General features: G+C 62.3%; 17 protein-coding genes. 7 read left to right on the forward strand and 10 right to left on the reverse strand.

Annotation, left to right across the window (positions count from 1 at the left end; all coding sequences use genetic code 11):
• The first annotated feature begins 67 nt into the window (after positions 1–67).
• From Q7J44_RS20840 to Q7J44_RS20865, 6 genes are all read left to right on the forward strand, one after another.
• Positions 68–1,048 (forward strand): ABC transporter permease, encoded by a 981-nt coding sequence (locus Q7J44_RS20840; RefSeq protein ID WP_304883035.1) that lies wholly within the window; start codon positions 68–70, stop codon positions 1,046–1,048.
• Positions 1,048–1,959 (forward strand): ABC transporter permease, encoded by a 912-nt coding sequence (locus Q7J44_RS20845; protein ID WP_304883036.1) that lies wholly within the window; start codon positions 1,048–1,050, stop codon positions 1,957–1,959. The genes Q7J44_RS20840 and Q7J44_RS20845 overlap by 1 nt, the downstream gene beginning before the upstream one ends.
• Before the next feature lies 1 nt (position 1,960).
• A complete protein-coding gene (locus Q7J44_RS20850; RefSeq protein ID WP_304883037.1) occupies positions 1,961–3,805 on the forward strand; it encodes an ABC transporter ATP-binding protein in 1,845 nt (614 codons plus the stop codon).
• Entirely contained in the window at positions 3,798–5,081 is a 1,284-nt protein-coding gene (locus Q7J44_RS20855; protein WP_304883038.1) for a Zn-dependent hydrolase, read from the forward strand. The genes Q7J44_RS20850 and Q7J44_RS20855 overlap by 8 nt, the downstream gene beginning before the upstream one ends.
• Complete coding sequence (locus Q7J44_RS20860; RefSeq protein ID WP_304883039.1) at positions 5,078–6,013, forward strand: phosphotransferase; 936 nt, start codon at positions 5,078–5,080, stop codon at positions 6,011–6,013. Before Q7J44_RS20855 ends, Q7J44_RS20860 begins: the two co-directional genes overlap by 4 nt.
• Positions 6,014–6,105: 92 nt before the next feature.
• Positions 6,106–6,954 carry a choline/ethanolamine kinase family protein gene (locus tag Q7J44_RS20865; protein ID WP_304883040.1) on the forward strand — a complete coding sequence of 283 codons (849 nt, stop codon included), beginning with the start codon at positions 6,106–6,108 and terminating at the stop codon, positions 6,952–6,954.
• A gap of 113 nt (positions 6,955–7,067) precedes the next feature.
• Here Q7J44_RS20865 and Q7J44_RS20870 read toward each other — a convergent pair whose 3' ends face one another.
• The 7 genes from Q7J44_RS20870 to Q7J44_RS20900 form a co-directional block, all read right to left on the reverse strand.
• On the reverse strand, positions 7,068–7,274 hold the full coding sequence (locus tag Q7J44_RS20870; protein WP_304883041.1) for a hypothetical protein: 207 nt from the start codon (positions 7,272–7,274) through the stop codon (positions 7,068–7,070).
• A gap of 118 nt (positions 7,275–7,392) precedes the next feature.
• Positions 7,393–9,495, reverse strand: coding sequence for an FAD-dependent oxidoreductase (locus tag Q7J44_RS20875; protein WP_304883042.1), 2,103 nt, complete (start codon positions 9,493–9,495; stop codon positions 7,393–7,395).
• 2 nt (positions 9,496–9,497) lie between these two features.
• Positions 9,498–10,253, reverse strand: a complete 756-nt coding sequence (locus Q7J44_RS20880) for a nitrilase-related carbon-nitrogen hydrolase (RefSeq protein WP_304883043.1) — start codon at positions 10,251–10,253, stop codon at positions 9,498–9,500.
• An 88-nt stretch (positions 10,254–10,341) separates the two neighbouring features.
• Positions 10,342–11,370 carry an extracellular solute-binding protein gene (locus Q7J44_RS20885; RefSeq protein WP_304883044.1) on the reverse strand — a complete coding sequence of 343 codons (1,029 nt, stop codon included), beginning with the start codon at positions 11,368–11,370 and terminating at the stop codon, positions 10,342–10,344.
• 28 nt (positions 11,371–11,398) lie between these two features.
• On the reverse strand, positions 11,399–12,205 hold the full coding sequence (locus Q7J44_RS20890; protein WP_304883045.1) for an ABC transporter permease: 807 nt from the start codon (positions 12,203–12,205) through the stop codon (positions 11,399–11,401).
• Positions 12,205–13,128 carry an ABC transporter permease gene (locus Q7J44_RS20895; RefSeq protein WP_304883046.1) on the reverse strand — a complete coding sequence of 308 codons (924 nt, stop codon included), beginning with the start codon at positions 13,126–13,128 and terminating at the stop codon, positions 12,205–12,207. The genes Q7J44_RS20890 and Q7J44_RS20895 overlap by 1 nt, the downstream gene beginning before the upstream one ends.
• Entirely contained in the window at positions 13,128–14,186 is a 1,059-nt protein-coding gene (locus Q7J44_RS20900) for an ABC transporter ATP-binding protein (protein WP_304883047.1), read from the reverse strand. Before Q7J44_RS20900 ends, Q7J44_RS20895 begins: the two co-directional genes overlap by 1 nt.
• A gap of 89 nt (positions 14,187–14,275) precedes the next feature.
• Between Q7J44_RS20900 and Q7J44_RS20905 the strand changes: the two genes are divergently transcribed.
• Positions 14,276–15,088: a helix-turn-helix transcriptional regulator gene (locus Q7J44_RS20905; RefSeq protein WP_304883048.1), complete on the forward strand. Its 813-nt coding sequence runs from the start codon at positions 14,276–14,278 to the stop codon at positions 15,086–15,088.
• 25 nt (positions 15,089–15,113) lie between these two features.
• On the opposite strand, the gene Q7J44_RS20910 is transcribed toward Q7J44_RS20905, so the two are convergent.
• From Q7J44_RS20910 to Q7J44_RS20920, 3 genes are all read right to left on the reverse strand, one after another.
• Positions 15,114–15,305 carry a hypothetical protein gene (locus tag Q7J44_RS20910; RefSeq protein ID WP_304883049.1) on the reverse strand — a complete coding sequence of 64 codons (192 nt, stop codon included), beginning with the start codon at positions 15,303–15,305 and terminating at the stop codon, positions 15,114–15,116.
• A 78-nt stretch (positions 15,306–15,383) separates the two neighbouring features.
• Positions 15,384–17,102, reverse strand: coding sequence for an ABC transporter ATP-binding protein/permease (locus Q7J44_RS20915; protein WP_304883050.1), 1,719 nt, complete (start codon positions 17,100–17,102; stop codon positions 15,384–15,386).
• 1 nt (position 17,103) lies between these two features.
• Entirely contained in the window at positions 17,104–19,320 is a 2,217-nt protein-coding gene (locus Q7J44_RS20920) for a TonB-dependent hemoglobin/transferrin/lactoferrin family receptor (protein ID WP_304883051.1), read from the reverse strand.
• Positions 19,321–19,373 lie beyond the last annotated feature (53 nt).

A 19,373-nucleotide genomic window follows, 5' to 3' on the forward strand; every position in this document is an offset into this window, starting at 1 on the left:
CACCAGAACCGGAATCCCTGCCTGCGGGGGTTCCGGTGCTTCTTCGACAGGCTGACCGGAGAAACCCATGTTCATCGCCAGATTCCTTGCCAGACGATTGCTTCAGGGTGCACTGATCGTCTTCCTTGTCTCGGCCGTCATCTTCACCTTGCTCCGTGTGGTGCCCGGCGACCCGGTGCGACTGATGGCAGGCGGGATGGCCCCAGAGGCGCTGATCGAACAGATTGCCGAAGACATGGGCCTGCGCGATCCGATTTATCAGCAGTTCGGCCGCTATGTCTGGGGCATCGTGCAGGGCGATCTGGGGCAAAGTTTTGTGCGCCCTGCCAGCGGTGCGGCGGTGGGTGGGGCCAGTTTTGACGACAACACTCGAAGTGAGCGCGCCAAGGTCTGGGATCTGATTGCCCAGACCGCCCCGATGACCGTGCAGCTTGCCCTGCTGTCGATGCTGTTTGCCCTGATCATCGCGGTGCCCATCGGTGTTTGGGGCGGCCTGAGACCCGGGCGCTTTCCAGACAAGCTGGCGCTCTATCTGTCATCGCTTTTCGTCAGCCTGCCAAACTTCTGGCTTGGGATCGTGTTGGCCTTGCTGCTGTCGGTTAAGCTCAAGCTGCTTCCGGCCATAGGTTATGGCGGATTTGCCTACACGATCCTGCCCGCCATCGTTCTGGCCATCGAAATTGCGCCCTTCATCATCCGAACGCTGACCGTGTCAGTGGCCGGGGTGATGCGCGAAAACTTCATCGACATTGCGGCCGTGCGGGGTCTGACACGCAACCAGATCATCTTCCGCCACGCCTTGCGCAACTCGTCCGTGCCGCTGCTGAACCTGCTGGGTGTACAGTTTTCGATGCTGCTGGGTGGCGTCCTGGTGATCGAGTTCATCTTTGACTATCCGGGCCTTGGACTTTTGACGATCAATGCCGTCATGCAGCGGGACTTTCCTCTGATTCAAGGCATCGCCATCGTCACCGCAGCGGCCTTTGTCCTGATCAATATCGTCGTTGATCTGTGTGCAACGGCAATCGACCCAAGATTGGAATATTGATGAGCATTCAAGAGATGGCATCTGACCCGCCGGCGGCCCGCAAGGACCGCAAGATTGCTGCGCGGATCTGGTCACAAGCCTATGCCGCCATCGAGTTCAAGATCGGGCTGGCGGTCTTTTCGGCGCTTGTGCTTGCAGCGGTCTTCTATCCGATGTTTTCCGGCATCGATCCCACAAAGATGGCGATTTCGTCCAAACTTCTGCCGCCCCTGTTCATGGGCGAAGGCTGGAGCTGGGCCCGCCCGCTTGGCACCGATCAGTTGGGGCGCGACATGCTTTCGCGGTCTTTGGTTGGCTTGCGCTACTCTTTGCTGATCGGGATTTCGACCACCATTCTGATGGTGGCCGTTGGCGCGATGATGGGGCTGTTTTCGGGATATTTCGGCGGCAAGGTTGATACGGTTCTGATGCGCCTGACAGATGCGCAACTGGCCATCCCGATGATCATTCTGGCCATCACCATTCTGGGCGTGTCGCGGCCCACCATCCCGGCGATCATTCTGGTGCTGGGTCTGTCGGGCTGGCCGATTTACGCGCGGGTCATGCGGTCGAGTGTGATGTCAGAGCGCAAGAAGGAATTCGTGCGCGGCGCCATGGTTCTGGGGGCGACTGACTGGCGGATCATGTTCACGCTGATCCTGCCGCTGGTGCTGCCGCCGATTGCCTTTGTCGCGGTGCTGGATATTGCGCGGATGATGATCTTTGAATCGGTGCTGGGGTTTCTGGGTTTGGGCGTGCAACCTCCGACGCCGACCTTTGGCAATATCATCGCGGATGGGCGCAAATACCTGCTGAACGCGTGGTGGATTGCCACGATGCCGGGGGTTTTTCTTGTATTGACGCTGACATCCATCAACCTGATGGGCGCTTCCCTCGAACGGGCGCGCAACAGCATTTACGGAGGTGCATGAGATGACCACAGATCCATCCCCCCCGGATACGCCGCTGTTGTCAGTGCGCAACCTGACAGTTGTTGCGCAAAGCGAAGGGGTCAGCCGGACGATCCTGAACGGCATCAGCTTTGATCTCGAACCCCGTCAAATCCTGTCGGTCATCGGGGAAAGCGGGTCGGGTAAAACCGTGCTGGCGCGGGCGCTGGTTGGCTGGATGGCACCACAGTTGAAAATCACGGCGGGCAAAGTCCTGTTCAAGGGGCGCGACCTGATCCTCGACAAGGCCTATGCCAGCGGTCTTGCCGGGCGCGAGATTGCCTATATCGGCGGCAACCCCGCCGGGGCCCTGGACCCTACGATGACCGTGGGCGCGCAACTGGTCGAAAAGCTGCGTGCCGTCAGGCCGGACATTTCCAGCAAAGACGCACAGGAAAAGGCGATCCGGTTGCTGGAGGCGGTCAAAATTCCGTCTGCGGCAAGCCGTTTCCACGAATATCCCTTTCAATACTCGGGCGGGATGATGCAGCGGGCGATGATTGTAGACGCCCTGATTTCGGACCCTGCCCTGCTGATTGCAGACAACATCACCCAGCCTCTGGATGTGACGGTGGCCGCCCAGATCCTGAAACTGATGCGGGAGCTGAATGAAAAATTCTCGACTGCGATCCTTTTCATCTGCTCGTCTTTGCCAGTGGCTTGCGATGCGGGGGACGAGGTGATGGTGCTGCACGCGGGTGAGGTGGTGGAACGCCAGACCTCGGCCAATCTGGTGGCACGTCCGCAGCATGGCTACACGCAGGGTCTGATTGCCGAACTGCCGACACTTTGGGCAAACGGACAAGACGGGCGCGACGCGCGACAAGACCGCAACCGGCAAGCGATCATGTCGGTGCGCGGCGTTGCCAAGTTCTATGAAAGCCGTGGCAAGGCGGGAAAGGCCGTGGTTCAGGCCGTGCGCAATGTCGAATTTGATGTGTTTCCGGGCGACAACTTTGGAATTGTAGGGGAATCCGGTTGCGGAAAGTCTTCCCTGATGCGTCTTCTGACCGGGCTCGAACGGCCCGACGCCGGGTCGATCATCTTTGAGGGCGAAGATGTCGGCACGGCCAGCGCGTCGCGCCTGCGGCAGTTGCGCAGGCGGTTTCAATTGGTGTTGCAAGATCCGTTCGGGTCGCTGCCACCCCAGTCCTCCATCGGTGCCATTGTGGAAGAGCCCCTGAAAATTCATGGCCTTGGCAACAAGAAAGAACGTCAGGACCGCGCGCGTGCGGCGTTGAACGAAGTCGGACTGAGCGACAGGATTTATGATCAGCTGCCAACGGGCCTTTCAGCAGGACAGCGCCAGCGGTTGCAGGTGGCGCGTGCCATGGTGTTGGAGCCGCGCCTGTTGATCATGGATGAAACGCTCTCGGCGCTGGATCAGACCGAACAGGGCAAGCTCCTGGACCTGTTCGGCCGCCTTCAGGCGCAACACGGGTTTACCTATATCTTCATCTCGCATGATCTGACGATGGTGCGCCAAGTGTGTTCGCGCATTGCGGTGATGTATCTGGGGGAGACGGTCGAGGTTGCGCCAAACGAGCGGATGTTCTTTGATCCGGGCCATCCCTATACCCGCGCGCTGCTGTCAGCTGCGCCGACTCTGGAAGAGCGGCGCTATCGGCCCGAAGACTGCCTGCTGGAAGGCGAGCCGCCCTCGCCCATCGACCTGCCGCCGGGCTGTGCTTTTGCTGGCCGCTGCCCGCATGCGTTTGACCGTTGCCACCGCGAAAATCCGGTCCTTGTCAGCCGCGGGGATCAGGCGCTGGCCGCCTGTTTTCTGTTGAATGCCACGTCCACAGCGAAAGCCACCGCCGATGCCTGATACTGCCGACCTTGCGCCAATCGACGCGCCCTTGTTTGATATGCTGATGGAACAGGTGTCGGCCTTTGGCAGCACCGGCGATGGCGGCGTGGACCGGCCCGTGCTGACCGATGCACATAAGGCCGCGCGGGATTGGCTGTGCGCGGAGTTGAAACAGCGCGGCTATACGGTGTTGATCGACAGCATTGGCAATGTGTTCGGGCGGCTTGATCTGGCAGGGGACGGCGCGCCGCTGGTGATGGTCGGTTCGCATCTGGACAGCCAGCCGAAAGGCGGGCGCTTTGACGGGGCTTACGGCGTGATCGCCGGAGTGGTGGCCATCGAAAGCTGGCGCAACCATTGCGCCCAAAACGGCATCACGCCACGATGCAACTACGTTGTCGCGGATTGGATGAACGAAGAGGGCGCGCGCTTTCAGCCCTCGCTCCTTGGCTCCTCGGTTTTTTCGGGCGCACTGACCCGCGATTTCGCCCTGTCGCGCAAAGACCGCGATGGCGCATCGGTCGGGGCGGAACTGACCCGCACGGGGTATATGGGCCACGATGAAGCCCCGCGCCCCGATTGCTATATCGAGGTGCACATCGAAGGCGACAGCCACATGGAACGCAGCGGCGCAAAGATAGCGCCATTCGTGCGCCATTGGGGGGCGGTCAAGCTGCGCATCGAAGTCGACGGAAAGCAAAACCACACGGGCCCGACTCCGATGGAAGACCGCCAGGATGCGCTTTTGGGGGCGGCCTATATCATCGCAGAAGTGCGCGCGCTTGCCGATCAGGCGCAAGACACGCTTTACACCTCGGTCGCGCGTGTCGATGTCACGCCAAATTCGCCCAACGTCGTTCCCGGAAAGGCCGTGCTCTTTGCCGAACTGCGCGCACCCGAACCTGACACGCTGACTGCGGCAGAGGCAGCACTACGCGCCGCCCTGCCCGAACTCGCCCGGCGCGCCTTTGTCACCGCCAAAGTGGTTGGCGTTGATATCCGTCCCGCCGGAAAGTTTGACACCCGGCTTGTCGCCCTGGCCGAACAAGCCGCAGATCGGTTCGCCCTGCCCCGCATGCGTCTGGATACCATCGCGGGCCATGACGCTGTGGCCCTGAATGCGATCCTGCCCAGCCTTGTGCTTGCCGTGCCTTCGGTCAACGGTGTGATCCACCGCAATGACGAATACACGTCGCCGGAAGACCTGAAAGCCGGAGCCGGAGTGGTTCTGGACATGATACGACGGATCGATCAGGCGGGCGGGTGCCTGGACACAGCAGCGGGGGCAAAATGACGGAACTTGTTACAGATGCCATGATGGCCGAGGCTGTCACCGCCGCCGGGTTTTCGATGGCCGATGTCGTCTCTGACGGCCCTGCAGCGCTTGCGTCCCCAAGTTACAAGGCGCTGGAAAGCCGCTCGGTTGTGACCGCAGGTGCGTTTGTCAAACGCATGCATCCTGAAATGCGCGGCACCTTTCATCTTGGGGCCGCACTTCAGGCCGCACGAAACGCAGGCGCGGCCGGGGTCGGGCCAGAGGTTTTGTGGTCAGATGAGGGGCTTGGCGCAATTGCCATGAACCGCCTTGGCAACGGCTGGATCACCGCGCGGCAAAATGATCTGCAGACCGAGGCGGTGATGACATCCGCCGTAAAGGCGCTGAAAACGCTGCACGCCGGCCCCGCCCTTGACCACAGGTTTGACCCGTTTGCCGAAATTGATCATCTGATCGCAGCCTACAAGGCCGATGGGCTGGCGCTGCCCGACAACATCGGCTGGCTGCGCCGTCTTGTCTGGATGGCAAAGGGGCTGTCAGACAGCGCAGCGCTGCGGCCCTGCCGCAACGACGGGTCTTGTTCCAACCTGATGATCGGCCCCGGCGCGCAGGTGATGTTGGTGGACTTTGACCGCGCGGGCATGAACGATCCGCTTTACGATCTGGGCTGCCTGCTTGCCGAACTGACCGACCACGAAAGCGAAATGCGGCCTGCGTTCGAGGCTTATGTCGGACATTTCGACCCGGTCGGCTTTGCCCGCGCGCGGCTGTGGTCGCATGTGGACGACATGCTGCATGCGCTCTGGTCCGGGCTGATGGCGCATAAATCCGAACGTACATCCGTGGAATGGATCAAATACGGTGAATGGCGGTTGCTGCGCCTGACGATGGCCTTGCAGCACCCCTTGTTCGAAGAACGGGTTCGCCAGACAGCGCAGGGGGCAGCATGACCATGAAACTTCTGGGCAGCGCAAAAAACGCAATGGAAGAAACCATCGAAGCCGCGATCCGCGAAGCGCCCTTGTTCAACGGCGGTCAGACCATGGTCTACGGCATGGTGTCGGGCGGCATTTCCAACGAGAACTGGCGCGTGCGCAACACGGCAGGCCCGGGCGACTGGTTCGTAAAGGTTCCCGGCGCGGGCACCGAGATGTTCATTGACCGCGCGACGGCGCTGGACGCCTCACGCAAGGCGGCTCAGGCAGGTCTGGGGCCAAAGGTGCATGACGACCTGGCCGCGCGCGGGATAGAGATCAATGATTTCCTGCACGACAGACGCCCCTCCAATCACAGCGATTTCCGCGATCTGGGCATGTGCAAGGCCGCAATGGGCGCGTATCGCATCATGCATGGGCTGCCGCCGCTGCAGCTGACAAAGACGATTTTCGACATGATCGACGAACATCTGGCGCAGATAAAAGAACTTGGTGCGCCGATGTATAAGGATGCAGACTGGCTGCGCATCAACACCGATCTGGCGCGCGATGCCATGCACGCCTCGGGCCTTGATCTTGTTACCTCGTTCAACGATCCGATGCCCGGAAATTTCATGATCGGCAAAGACGGGTCCATCATGCTCATCGATTATGAATATGCGTCGATGAATGACCGCTGCTACGATTTGGGGATTTGGTTTGGTGAAATGTTTTTCAGGCCGGAACGAGAACTTGAACTGATCGAAGAATATTTCGGCACGGTGACGCCTGAGATTGTTTCACGTATCACGGTGCACAAGGCCCTGGCAGACGTGAAGTGGTGCTTGTGGTCTATGGTGCAACTGAAAGTGTCGCGCCTTGACTTTGATTTCCATAAATATGGCATGTGGAAAAAAATGCGCGCACGGTCAGTGTTTGAACACCCCGATTGGTCGCTTCACCTGTGCAGACTTTAGGATCATAGCCCCTTCCACTTCGTATGTGGCGGGATCAGTCCCGGCAGCCGCGAGACATCCACAGCACGGCGGTCATCCAGCAGTGTCGGTCCGAGCGTGAACTGACCCCGAAATCATCCGCCCCCTAGCTCACCTTGGCCTAGCCCCAGGTGGTCGAGCCTTTTGTTGCGGGCGGCGACAGCAACAGGCATCGGGTGGACACAGGTGCAGCCGAACAGCATCAGCCCGCCCGGCAGATCGCGCCCGGCCCGCGCGTGCAGCGCGGTTTTCTGCCCCGCAGCATCAGCAAAGCCGGTGCTGACGGCACAGCGTGCGGTCAACGCCGGTCAAGCCTCAGCCAGCAGCGGCAGATGTGTGGCTGCTGGCGGTGAGATGGGTGATCAGCTGGGCCAGCCAATGATCGGGCGGCGTCCTGCTATGCCCCCTTGGTGCCGGTCCTTACGATGGCAGGCGTGAGGGCAATGGCTCCAGCCGTGCCACTTCGCGGCGAAAGGCGGGGGTGTCGCTGCGGTCCTCGGGCTGGTCCAGCTCTTCGGCAAAGCGGCGACCGGCATAGGTGGCCCAGGCAATCGGGCCGGGGGCGGCAGCATCGCCGATCAGCTTGACCGAAAGGATACCGGCATCGGCCCATTCGCCCTGACGGGCGCGCAGATCGTGATACAGGCTGTCATGTGGGATGCGAGATGTGACCATGACCACGGCATCGGCTTGCAGGGTGCTTTGCGCTCCGGTCCATGTGCAGCCCAGCATGACTTGGGTTGCGGTGATGGCCTCGGGCGCTTTGCTGGTGTGGACTGTGACGCCCAGCTCCAGCAGGCGGCGCATGATGATGGCCTGTTCCAGCGTGTTTTCGGCCCATTCGGCGACTTTTGTGGCGGGGGAGATGAAATCGACGCGGCAGCCGCGCGCGACCAGCACCTCGGCGATGACCGAGCCCATGTAGAAATGGTCATCATCATAGAGCGTGACGCGCCCGCCCATCGGGCCGTTGCCATCCATGATGTCATCGGGGGAAAATACCGGCATCGCGGGATCGGTCGGGATCGGACGCAGGTGCAGACGGGCCACCGCATCGCGCCGCCAGTCGGCCCCGGTGGCAATGGCCACATGCTGCGCGCCCATGGCCAGCACGTCACCTGCCGTCAGGCGGCTGTCGCGGTAGATCTCGGCATTGGTCAGGGGGGCAAGCTGCCCGGTGCGGAAATCGGCGACCCTTCCCCAGGCCGACAGACCGGGCAAGGAGCGTTCGCGGGCGACCCGGCCACCGAGTGTGGTCGTCGCCTCGGCCAGCGTGACGTGGTAGCCGCGTTTTGCGGCCTGCAATGCCGCTTCCAGCCCGGTAGGACCGGCACCGACGATCAAAACGGTGTCGGAAGCGCCCTTGGCCCGTGCCCGTTCCGGGTGCCAGCCTTTGCGCCATTCCTCCATGAAGGCCGTGTTCTGGGTGCAGCGGCTGATGCCGCCGGTCATGTCGCCCGAAACGCAGATGTTGCAGCCGATACATTCGCGGATGTCGTCGAACCGGCCCTCTTCGATCTTTTTCGGCAGGAACGGATCGGCAATCGAGGGCCGCGCCGCGCCGATGAAGTCGAGGATGCCGGAGCGGATCTGGCGGACCATGGCATCGGCAGAGGTGAAGCGGCCAACGCCGACCACGGGTTTGCTGGTCAGCGCTTTGATGCCGCGCACCAGATCTTCCTGTGCCGCTTCGGGTTTGAAGCGCGAGGTGCCGGAACACGCCTCCCAAGTACCATGGGCAAGATCCCAGATGTCGGGCAGATCGCCGTGCATTTCGATGAAATCGCGCAGCTCGGCATTGGAAAACCCAAAAGCCCCCGCCTCGTGCAGCGACAGGCGCAGCGAGATGGCCAGCTCACCCTTGGTTTCCTCGCGCGCCTCCTCCACGATTTCGCGCAGGAAGCGGGCGCGGTTTTCCAGGCTTCCACCGTATTCATCGGTGCGGTGGTTGGTTGCGCGGGAGAGGAAATGTTGCAGGATGCCGAAACCATGCGCGCCGTAAAGGCAGATCAGGTCAAAGCCCGCCGTCTGGCTGCGGCGGAAAGCGTTGCGGAACCAGCGGCGTAGATCGCGGATATCCTCCCGGTCCATGGTGCGGGCCTGCACCGGATCGGAGGTGAAGGTGAGGATCGGGCCGCCGCTGACCGCCAACGGCACCTCACGGCTGTAAAGATTGGGGCCGTTGATGCCGGAATAGGCCAGTTGAATCCCCGCCAGCGCGCCATGTGATTTCATCGCATCGGCCATCGCGGCAAGCGCGGGAATATCCTTATCCTCCCACAGATGCTGTTCGATGAACGGGGTGATCTCAGAGCTGGGATGGATCTCGGTCTGTTCGGTAAAGATCACGCCCCAGCCGCCCTCGGCCTTGGTGCGGCGCATCTCGGCCACGGCGGAAGGGTCGCGGTACCCGCCGCCATTGCAGTGCGGCACCTGATAGAAGCGGTTCTTGGCGGTTTTCGGGCCGACCCGGAGCGGCTCGAACAGGATATCATAGCGGCTGTCGCGGACATCTTTCGGCATGGTCACATCGTCCTGAAATCGGCAGATTGGGTGGACAGCCGGGCCGGATCACGTGGCGGCAGATCGGCGATCAGCAAAGCCGGGTGTTCGCCCGCCAACGCGAGGGTTTCGCCATGTGGGCCGGTGATCTGACTGCCGCCGGTGTAGGTCAGATCGCCCTCGGACCCGCAGTAATTGGCATAGGCAATGGCGATGCCGTGATTGGCGGCCATGGCGGGCACGGTAACACGCGGGACATGGGTGAAAGGGTGCATGTTGGCGGTGGGGCACAGGATGACACTGACGCCCTGCGCGGCCAGTGCATTGATATGCGGCGCGAATTCGATGTCATAGCAGATCAGCAGCGCGAATGTGTGCCCGGCGAGGTCAAAGGTCACATAGCCGGTGCCGGGCGTATAGAGCGCCTGCTCGCGCGGGCCGTAAAGCTGGATCTTGCGGTAATTGGCAAGGATGGTGCCGTCGGGGCCGATACAGAGCGCGGAATTGTAAAGGGCCTCGCCGTCGCGTTCGGCATAGCCGATGGCAAGCGCACAACCTGCGTCACGTGCGGCGGCGGCGAGGCGCGCCAGTTCTGGCGCATCGGCGGCAAGGCCCCGGGACGGGATATCGGGCTGATTGTAGCCCGGCAGCCAGATCTCGGGGAGGACGAGAACGGAAGCGTTCACCCGACCTGCGGCGGCAAGGGCAGCTGTTGCCTGTGACAGGCCGGTTTCCAGATCAGAGGCGGGCGATGGCCCTTGCCAGACAGCGATGCGCATGATGCAAACCCCGGGGGCGCTGCCCCCGGACCCCCGGGATATTTGTGAACAGATGAAAGGGGGCCAGCATGCCCGGCCCCCGGCGGGTTCATTTTTTCAGGTTGATCCAGATCGCATCGTAGAGTTTCTGGGTGTCTTCATCGCAGACTTCGGCAAAGACGCCGGGGGTCGTGCCTGCGGGCGGGTTGTTTTCCGGGCTGGTGCGGATCGCCTCATCAAGGAACGGCTCCACCCCCGACACGCCTGAGGTATAGGCCGCGTAATTCGTCACCGCGGCGGCGTTTTCAGGCTCCAGCAGGAAGTTCATGAAGGTGATCGCATTGGCGCGGTTCGGCGCGTCTTTCAGCAGCACCACATTGTCCATCCACAGCACATGGCCTTCGGTCGGGTAGCTGTATTCGACATTCGCGCCCTCGGCCCGGGCCTTGGCGGAAAAGCCGTTGTAGATCATGCCTGCCGCCGCATCGCCGGAGACCATCACATCCTTGGCGGTGTCAGAGCCGAAGCTGGCCCAGTGCTGCTTTGCCGCCACCAGCATTTCGGCCAGCGCGCGCAACTGGTCGCGGTCGGTCGAGCATTGCGGGATGCCGAGGTACAGCGAGCCAAGGATCAGCACCTCGTTCTGGCTGTCGAGCACGTTAATCTTGCCGCGCAGTTCTTCTGGCGGGTCGAAGATCACGCCAAGGCTGGAGATGTCGCCGGTATAAACCCCGCGGTTCACCGCAAAGGAGGTGGAGCCCCATTGATAGGGGATCGACGAGCTGCGGCCCGGATCGAAGGGCACATCGAGCCATTGCGGCGCGATATTGGGCAGGTTTGGCATCTCTTCCGCCGTGAAGGTGTCGAGCATGCCGCTTTCGGCCATGATTTCCACCATGAAATCGGCAGGCACGGCCACGTCATACTGGCCCAGCTTGCCGGCCTTGAGGCTGGCGAGCATGGATTCGTTGCTGTCATAGGTGTCGATGGTTACCTTGATGCCGGTCTCGGCGGTGAATTTGTCGACCAGCTCCTGCGGGATGTATTCAAACCAGTGATAGACCGACAGCGTGCCTTCGGCTTGGGCGGCACTGGCCAGCAGGCACAGAGCGGAGGTCGTGGATATGAGGCGTTTCATGGGGCACTCCTTGTTGGGCGGGATTGGTTTACGGGCTCTGACGGCCCTTGCGGTTGATCAGGTAGGACAGGGTGACAAAGAGGATCGAGACGCCCAGCATCAGCGTGGAAATCGCCATGATGTTGGGCTTGATCCCCTGTTTGACCGAACCGAAGATCGCGGTCGGCAGGGTTTCCATACCCGCACCCTTGACGAAATTGGTGATGATGAAATCGTCAAGGCTGATGATGAAGGCGAGCAGGTAGCCAGAGATCACGCCGGGGGCCATCAGCGGCAACAGCACCAGCCAGAACGACTGCGCGCGGGTAGCGTAGAGGTCGCGGGCCGCGGCCTCAAAACTGCCGTCGATGCCCTGCAGGCGGGCAGCGATGGGCAGGTAGGCGAAGGGGATGCAGAAGGTGATGTGTGCGATCAGGATGGTCAGATAGCCGGTGGTAAAGCCGATCATGGTGAAAAAGATCAGCGTGGCGACAGCGATCACGATTTCCGGCACCATCAGCGGCAGGTTGATCAGGGCAAAGGTCAGCGACCGGCCCTTGAACTTGCCCGCCCGCAGCATGGCCAGAGCGGCAGCGGTGGCGATGCCGGTGGCAATCGTCGCGGCCAGCACCGCGATGGTCAGCGAGTTCCACGCGGCGGCGCGAAAGCGCGGGGCCTCGGGCCCGGTGAACACATCCACGTACCAGCGCAGCGACACCCCGCCCCAGTTGGTCAGAGAGGGGCTGTCGTTGAAGGAATAGATCATCACCACGATCAGCGGCGCATAAAGGATGATCAGGCAAAGCATGGCGATGCTGAAAAAGCCCGGGTAATGGCGGACGGATCGCAGGGCCATCAGCGTGCCTCCGCCCGGGACGTGCTGCGCGCATAGAGCATGAGCAGGATCAGCACGAGGCTCATCAGGATCATCGACACCGCAGCCCCAAACGGCCAGTTGCCGAGCGAGCGTTTGAACTGTTCTTCGATCAGCGAGCCGATCATGAAGTTCTTGGCCCCGCCCAGCAGGTTGGGGGCCAGAAACGCGCCCAGCGACGGGATGAAAACCAGCAGGCAGCCGGCGATGATGCCGGGTTTGACGATGGGCAGCACGATGTCGCGCAAGGTGACCCAACGGCTGGCGTAGAGATCGGCGGCGGCTTCAGAGAGGGCGAAGTTATAGCGCTCGACCGCTGCATAGATCGGCAGCACCATGAAGGGCAGATAGCTGTAGAACAGGCCCAGCTGCACGGCAAAGTTGGTGTTGATCATGCCGAGCGGTTCAGAGATCAGGCCCACGACCATCAGCGCGTCGTTCAGCGGGCCGTTTTCGCGGATCAGGAAGCGCAAGGAGACCGTGCGGATCAGCAGGTTCACCCAATAGGGCACCGTGATCAGGAACAGCCAGACCCCACGCGTGGCGGCCGGGCGGGTTGCGATGAACCATGCGGTGGGAAAGCCGATCAGCAGGCACAGGGTGGTGGCGGTGGCGGCCTGCGCGATCGAGCGGCCAAAGACGCTGATGTAGGTCCATTCCAGCGAGGGCGGCTCGTCGCCGAACAGGCCCCGGTTTATGAAGAACTGGTCATAGGCGGCAAGCGAGAATTCCCAGATCACGCCACCGCGCATTTCCTTGGTCAGGAAAGAGTAGACCGCCATCAGCGCGACGGGCAGGATCAGGAAGACCCCGATCACCAGCCATGTCGGCAACAGCAGCGGCACGCGGGCGCTGCGATAGGTCGTCTCGGCACTGGTGCCGCTGTCGGGGGCCGCTCCGGCCATCAGTCGGCCAGAAGGCGCGCGGCACCTTCCTCCAGATACAGGCCGATGCGGGTGCCGGGTGTGGGCACTTCCGTCCGCGCGGCGTTCTGGATGCGGACCTGCAGCGGCGTGCCGCCATCCAGCCGGACCAGAATCTGCAGATCGGTACCGAGGTAGATCACCTGGTCCACCACAGCCTCCATCCCTGCGCCCAAGGGCACAATCGTCAGCCGCTCCGGCCGGATCGACAGGTGGTGACGGCCGGGGTCGTGGGTGGCGGTAGAACAGGTGATGGCATGACCTCCGGGCAGGATCACCTGCGCCTGATCGCCTGCGATGCTGGCAACGTCCACCTCCAGCAGATTGGTCTCGCCGATGAAATCGGCGACGAAACGGTTGACCGGGGTTTCGTAGATGTCACGCGGGGTGCCGATCTGCTGCACATGGCCCGCGCTCATCACCGCGATGCGGTTTGACATCGTCAGCGCCTCTTCCTGATCGTGGGTCACGAAAATGAAGGTGATGCCGGTGTCTTGTTGCAGCTGTTTCAGCTCCATCCGCATGGCCTGCCGCAGTTTGAGATCCAGCGCCGAAAGCGGTTCATCCAGCAACAGCACCTTGGGTTGCGGGGCAAGGGCGCGGGCCAATGCCACGCGCTGCTGCTGGCCACCGGACAGCTGGGCGGGGAGGCGATCGGCAAAGCTGGACAAATGCACCATGTCCAGCATCTCGCCCGCCCTCTTTGTGCGGGTGGGCAGGTCAAAGCCCTTCATCTTCAAGCCGAACGCCACATTGTCGATCACCGACATATGCGGGAACAGGGCGTATTGCTGGAACACTGTGTTGACCGGGCGCAGGTTGGGGTCAAGCGTGGCGATGTTCTGGCCAAACAGCAGGATGTCGCCTTGTGTCACATCCTCGAACCCTGCGATCATCCGCAACAATGTGGTCTTGCCACAGCCGGAGGGGCCGAGCAAAGTAAAGAACTCGTTGTCCATGATCGACAGTGACACGCCATGCAGCGCGGTAAAGGTGCCAAAGGTCTTGGTCACGGTGCGGATGTCGATGGCGGTCTGCATGCAGCTGGTCCATACCCCCGGAATATGCCATCAAACGCTAATTGCGGGATTTTCCGGGGTATATACCCCTAACGAGGTATGACAGTCGAATGAAGGCTCTGCCCAATCTGGCCGAGGCGCAACTGGCCGAGACGATCCGCCTGCGGGGGCTGCCGGGATTTGAGCAGGCGCTGGCGACGTTCTTGCGGGCGGTCTGTGCGCCGGACAACCTGATCATCCTGGCCTATCGCTCTGCGGGGCCGCCGCTGGTGTTGTACCAACAGACCGATCATCCGCAGGTGTTTGCCTCACTGGATCGCACCTACCTGGCCGGGGCCTACCGGCTGGACCCGTTTTACGACCTGCACCTGCGCCGTGCGCCTGCCGGGGCGTATCGCATTGCCGATATTGCGCCGGATGCGTTTCAGCGCAGCCGGTATTTCATCGAATACTACGACCAGACCACGCTGATCGACGAGATAACTTTTGTGGCCTATCCTTCCCCTTGGGTCACGCTGAACATCTGTGTGGGGCGCGATGCGTCATCTGGCCGGGTGTTTTCGATGCGCGAGGCAGAGACCTGCAGCCGGATCGCGCCGATCATTCTGGCGCTGGTCGAGGCGCACTGGGCCAAAATCGCGCGGGCGACGGGGCCGGTGGAGAATACCCCCGCCCTGCTGGCCGATGCCGCGCGGGCCGGGCATGGGCTCCATCTGTCGCCAAGACAGGCCGAGGTGGCGCTGCTGATCTTGCGTGGGCATTCCACCGTGTCGATCGGCTTGCGGCTGGGCCTTTCGGCGCAGACGGTCAAGGTGTTCCGCAAGCAGCTATATGCCCGCTGCAGGATCTCGTCACAGGCGGAACTGTTCGCGCTGATGCTTCCCCTGCTGAAAGACCGGCCAGAGCCGGGTCAAAGCGGCTGATAAGTAATGCGCCCGCCGCAGAGTGTCAGGGCTGCGTCAGGCAATCGAGCACCGTGCACCGCCCGGCCAGGATATCGGCCTCCGCCACCATGCCCGGGACGATCTCGACTGCCGTGCCATCGGCGTCGAGAATGTCCGATCTGGTGCGGATTTCGGCGACGAAGACCTGTTCGTCGCGGTCGGGACGCTGCACGGCATCAGCGCCGACCTTTGCCACCGCTCAGTTGCGACGTCCTTCGCACGAAGCATTTCCAAAAGCATCCAGACGCTTCAACGCAAAGAAAGCGGCGCGTGATCATGAGGCCGCCGTTGACTGGCGCGCCGGTGTTCCCAATACAACGCGGCGGGTGATGTCGAGCGCTTCAGGCGGGCGGTGGGCGACGCAGATCACCGACGAATCGGGCAGAGCGTGCCGGATCAGCGCCAACATCTCTTGTTCCGCCACAGGGTCCAGCGCCGAGGTTGCCTCGTCCAGCAGCAGCACATCGGGCCGTGCCAGCAGCACCCGCGCCATGGCCACGCGTTGCGCCTGCCCCTGCGACAGGCCGGCGATGGACAGCGGGCCCGCCACATCCAGCATCGGAATGCGGTCGGCCAGGCCAACACGCATCAGGGCTGTGGCCATGGCTGCCCGGCTGTGCGGCCTGTCGGTGTCGGGCGCGGCAAGGCTGGCGACCAGCCCCTCGGGGCTGAGACAGCCGCCTTGCGGCACGAAGAGCCAGCGGCCAACCGGCACCGTGATCTGGCCCCGGCCATAGGGCCATAGACCAGAGATCGCCGCCAGAAGCGTTGACTTGCCCTGACCGGAAGGCCCGGACAGCCAAAGGCGCTGCCCCTTGCGCAGAGTGAAATCCGGCACCGGCACCAGCGCTTCGCCTGCCGGTGTGAACAGGGCCACGCCGCGCAGTTCCAGGTCGCCACCACCGTCCCGCAACGCCAGCGCGCGCGGCGTGCCAGGCATGGGGGACGGATCAGCCGCCGCCGCGAACAGCCCATCCAGCCGGTCGGTCACGGCGGCCCAGGCCGCCAGGTCGCGATAGCTGAAGATGAACCACGACAGCGTCTGCGTCACGCTGCCGAATGCGCTGCCCAGTTGCATCATGCCGCCCAGCGTGACTGCACCTGCAAAATAGGTGGGCGCGGCCAGAAAATTCGGGATGCGCAGGATGGTATGAGTGTAGGGCGTGGTGAACAGGCCCAGTTTGAACCGCTGGTTGATCACGCTGCGCCAGTTCTGCCGCAGCGCATCGAACAGGGTGTCAAACCGCCGCCGCTCGGCCGCCTCGGCACCAGAGCGGGCGACGATTTCGGCATTCTCACGCAGCTGGATCAGGGCATGGCGAAAATCAGCCTCGCGCTTTTCCTGCACGAACAGCCGCGATTTGAGCCGCTTGCCCAGCATGTGGGTGATCACGCTGGAGATCGCCACATAGACGAAGGCCGCCCAGAACATATAGCGAGGAATGACGATGTCCGTCCCCCACAAGGTGAAAGACAGCGCAAAGGAAGACAGTGACCACAGCAGCGCGACATAGGAAAACAACGCCACCGAGGATGAAACCAGATCCAGTGTCTCGCGGATCAACGCCCCGACAAAGGCATCGCAGTCTTGCGCGACCCGCTGATCCGGGTTGTCGATCGGTTCTGGCGTGAACCCGGCGCGCAGGTGCCAATAGGCCTTGCCATCCACCCATACATCCAGCGCCCGCTCTGTCAGCCGCCTGCGCCAGCGGATGCGCAGGTCATCGCGCAGCCAGGCCTGAACCAGATTGCTGCCCGCAACGCCGCTGACGATCAGGAAGAACACCCCGATCTGGCGGGCGGCCTCGGCGGCATCCATCTGTTCCAGTGCGTCATAAAACGCCTTGTTCCAGGCGATCATCTGCAGCGACAGCCAGACCGAACAGAACGACAGGCCCAGAATCGCGCAATAGAGGAACAGTCCGAACCTGCCATCGCGGCCCGATGTGGCGATTTTTGACAACCGCCACATCTTTGCAAGGATTGCCCGCATCTCAGAACCGGTAGTCCAGGTTCAGCGCGACGCTGCGGCCTGGCCCCGTGAACAGCTGGGGCGGCACGGTGTTGGTGGTGGCCGCAGTGGAGGCAAGCGCAGAACTGGCTGCCCCCATCTCATAGTATTTCTTGTCGAAGACGTTATTTACGGTCAGGTTCAGCACCGCGTTTTCGGCAAAGTTCCAGGACGCGCCCACATCCAGCACGCCATAGCCCGGCGGCGTGAAGTTGGCGGCGTTGACCGTCTGCATGTCCTCAACCAGCGTGGCTGAAGCGTTCAGCGTCAGCCCCATGTCGGTCAATTCATAGCTGGCCCCCAGAACAGCCGTCAGCGGCGGCACCAGATGCTGCGTCGACGCCGCCCCCGGTGTTGCCATGGCCTTGCCGTCCATCCAGGCGACCGATCCGGTCAGCCGCAGCCGGTCGGTTGCGTCCCAGCCCGCCTCCAGTTCCACCCCCCACGTCTCGACCTCGGCGATGTTGCGGTATGAGATGTCATTGGTGCCAGGCACGAACCAGAAGCTCTCGATGAAATTCTTGTATTTCGCCTGAAAGGCGTTCACCGCAAAAAAGCCTTTGTCATATTCGCCGCGAAAGCCGATCTCGATGCTTTTCACCTCCTCCGGCACCAGCCATGGGGCGGGAACAAGATCGAAGCTGCCCGAAGTCGAGGATGTGAAAAGCTGCTGGAACGTCGGCATCTTGAAGCCTTCGCCGTAATGCGCCCAGACCGAATAGGTGTCGTTGAACCGCCAGGTCGCCCCCATCGAGGCGAGCAGCGCCTCTTTCGCGCGGTCGGTCGTCGGGTTATCGGGATGCGCCACGACGGAAGCGTTCGCTGTCGGTGCCATCTCGTAGGTGGCATAGCGCAGGCCCGGCGTCAGCTCGAGCTTGCCTCCCAGCAGGGTGATCTGGTCCTGAACATAAAGGTTGGCACGCGTCGTGGCACCATCGGTAAAGTTGAAACCGCTCGGCACCGTCCAGACATCCATGCCCGCTGTGGTGTCCACCACGCGGCGGGTGCGGTCATAGCTGGTTTCGGCCCGGTCAGAATTCAGACCAAAGGTCAGAACGTGCTCGCTGCTGCCAAGCGTGAACCGCGATGTGGCCTGGACATCCAGTTCCAGAAAATCTTCGGCATAGTTGACGTAGTCATGCGTCCGGGTGATCACGCCTGCTGTGTTCGCCACGCTCAGCGCGTGTTGGTCATAGCCTGATGGCGTCCAGGCCAGAGTTGCCTTCACCTCGTCGATGGCACCGCCAAAGGTTGCGGTGTATTCAGCGGCATAGCGGGTGCGGAAAATGTCACGCTCCCGCGGGTTGGCAAAGACTGTGGCGCTGCGGGTCAGGGTGTTGTCGATCTCGCTCAGCCGGTCCAGATGGTCGAACGTGAGCTTCAAGCTCTGGTTGTCGGCGACCTCCCAGACCAGCTTGACCAATGTGCGGTCACTGGTGCGGGTCAGCGGGTTGAATTCGCCGCAGTTCACAGCGCCATAGATCACTGCGCGTGTGCAACCCCATTGTCCGCCGGCCGGATCGGCATTGGTCAGTTTCATCTCATGGTCAATGCCGCGCGACCGGGCGACCAGCAGCGATACATCGCTGCCGAACCGCTGTGCGAAGGCAAGGGCGACATTGGTGGCATCAGTGATCTCGCCATAGCCCAGTGTCACCTGACCGCCGCGGTCACGGCCCGCGAGCAGGTCTTCGGGGTCGATGGTTTGCACCGCGACCACACCGCCGAGGGCATCGGCCCCCCACAGCACCGAGGCGGGGCCACGCACCACATCGACCTGTTTGGTAAAGCCGAAATCCAGATAGTCGCGCGACCCGTCGATGATCCGTTCCGGGATGCGCCCGCCATCCACGACCATCTGGATACGGTTGCCTTCCACCCCGCGAATGCGGATGCCGGTCTGCCCGCCGAACGGATCGGCACCGGACACCTGACGCACCGCCGTCACGCCGGGGATGTAGCGCAGCAGGTCTTCCAGCGTCTGGACGTTTCGCTGTTTCAACTCGGCGTCGTCCACCACCGAAATATGCCCCTGCACATCATTCAGCGACCGGCCAAGGCGATCAGCAAACAGGGTTATCCGGCCAAGAAAGGTGGTTTTCTCCTCTGCCGTCTGCGCCAGTGTCGGCAGGGCAGAGGTCAGGGTCACGGCGGCGACTGTTGCAAGCAACAGCGCAGGCCGCACAGGGTGCAAGCGCATAGGACTCTCCGGTCAGCAAGGGTTTGTGCTGGCGAAGATACGCTGGCGGCAAG

This window comes from Pseudotabrizicola sp., assembly GCF_030656345.1.
Classification (GTDB): domain Bacteria; phylum Pseudomonadota; class Alphaproteobacteria; order Rhodobacterales; family Rhodobacteraceae; genus Pseudotabrizicola.

Coding starts and splice junctions, on each gene's coding strand:
- Q7J44_RS20905 (WP_304883048.1), top strand. CDS start 14,276: ATGAAGGCTCTGCCCAATCTGGCCGAGGCGCAACTGGCCGAGACGATC.
- Q7J44_RS20890 (WP_304883045.1), bottom strand. CDS start 12,205: ATGGCCCTGCGATCCGTCCGCCATTACCCGGGCTTTTTCAGCATCGCC.
- Q7J44_RS20900 (WP_304883047.1), bottom strand. CDS start 14,186: ATGCAGACCGCCATCGACATCCGCACCGTGACCAAGACCTTTGGCACC.
- Q7J44_RS20920 (WP_304883051.1), bottom strand. CDS start 19,320: ATGCGCTTGCACCCTGTGCGGCCTGCGCTGTTGCTTGCAACAGTCGCC.
- Q7J44_RS20840 (WP_304883035.1), top strand. CDS start 68: ATGTTCATCGCCAGATTCCTTGCCAGACGATTGCTTCAGGGTGCACTG.
- Q7J44_RS20875 (WP_304883042.1), bottom strand. CDS start 9,495: ATGCCGAAAGATGTCCGCGACAGCCGCTATGATATCCTGTTCGAGCCG.
- Q7J44_RS20915 (WP_304883050.1), bottom strand. CDS start 17,102: ATGCGGGCAATCCTTGCAAAGATGTGGCGGTTGTCAAAAATCGCCACA.
- Q7J44_RS20885 (WP_304883044.1), bottom strand. CDS start 11,370: ATGAAACGCCTCATATCCACGACCTCCGCTCTGTGCCTGCTGGCCAGT.
- Q7J44_RS20880 (WP_304883043.1), bottom strand. CDS start 10,253: ATGCGCATCGCTGTCTGGCAAGGGCCATCGCCCGCCTCTGATCTGGAA.
- Q7J44_RS20895 (WP_304883046.1), bottom strand. CDS start 13,128: ATGGCCGGAGCGGCCCCCGACAGCGGCACCAGTGCCGAGACGACCTAT.
- Q7J44_RS20850 (WP_304883037.1), top strand. CDS start 1,961: ATGACCACAGATCCATCCCCCCCGGATACGCCGCTGTTGTCAGTGCGC.
- Q7J44_RS20845 (WP_304883036.1), top strand. CDS start 1,048: ATGAGCATTCAAGAGATGGCATCTGACCCGCCGGCGGCCCGCAAGGAC.
- Q7J44_RS20855 (WP_304883038.1), top strand. CDS start 3,798: ATGCCTGATACTGCCGACCTTGCGCCAATCGACGCGCCCTTGTTTGAT.
- Q7J44_RS20860 (WP_304883039.1), top strand. CDS start 5,078: ATGACGGAACTTGTTACAGATGCCATGATGGCCGAGGCTGTCACCGCC.
- Q7J44_RS20865 (WP_304883040.1), top strand. CDS start 6,106: ATGGTCTACGGCATGGTGTCGGGCGGCATTTCCAACGAGAACTGGCGC.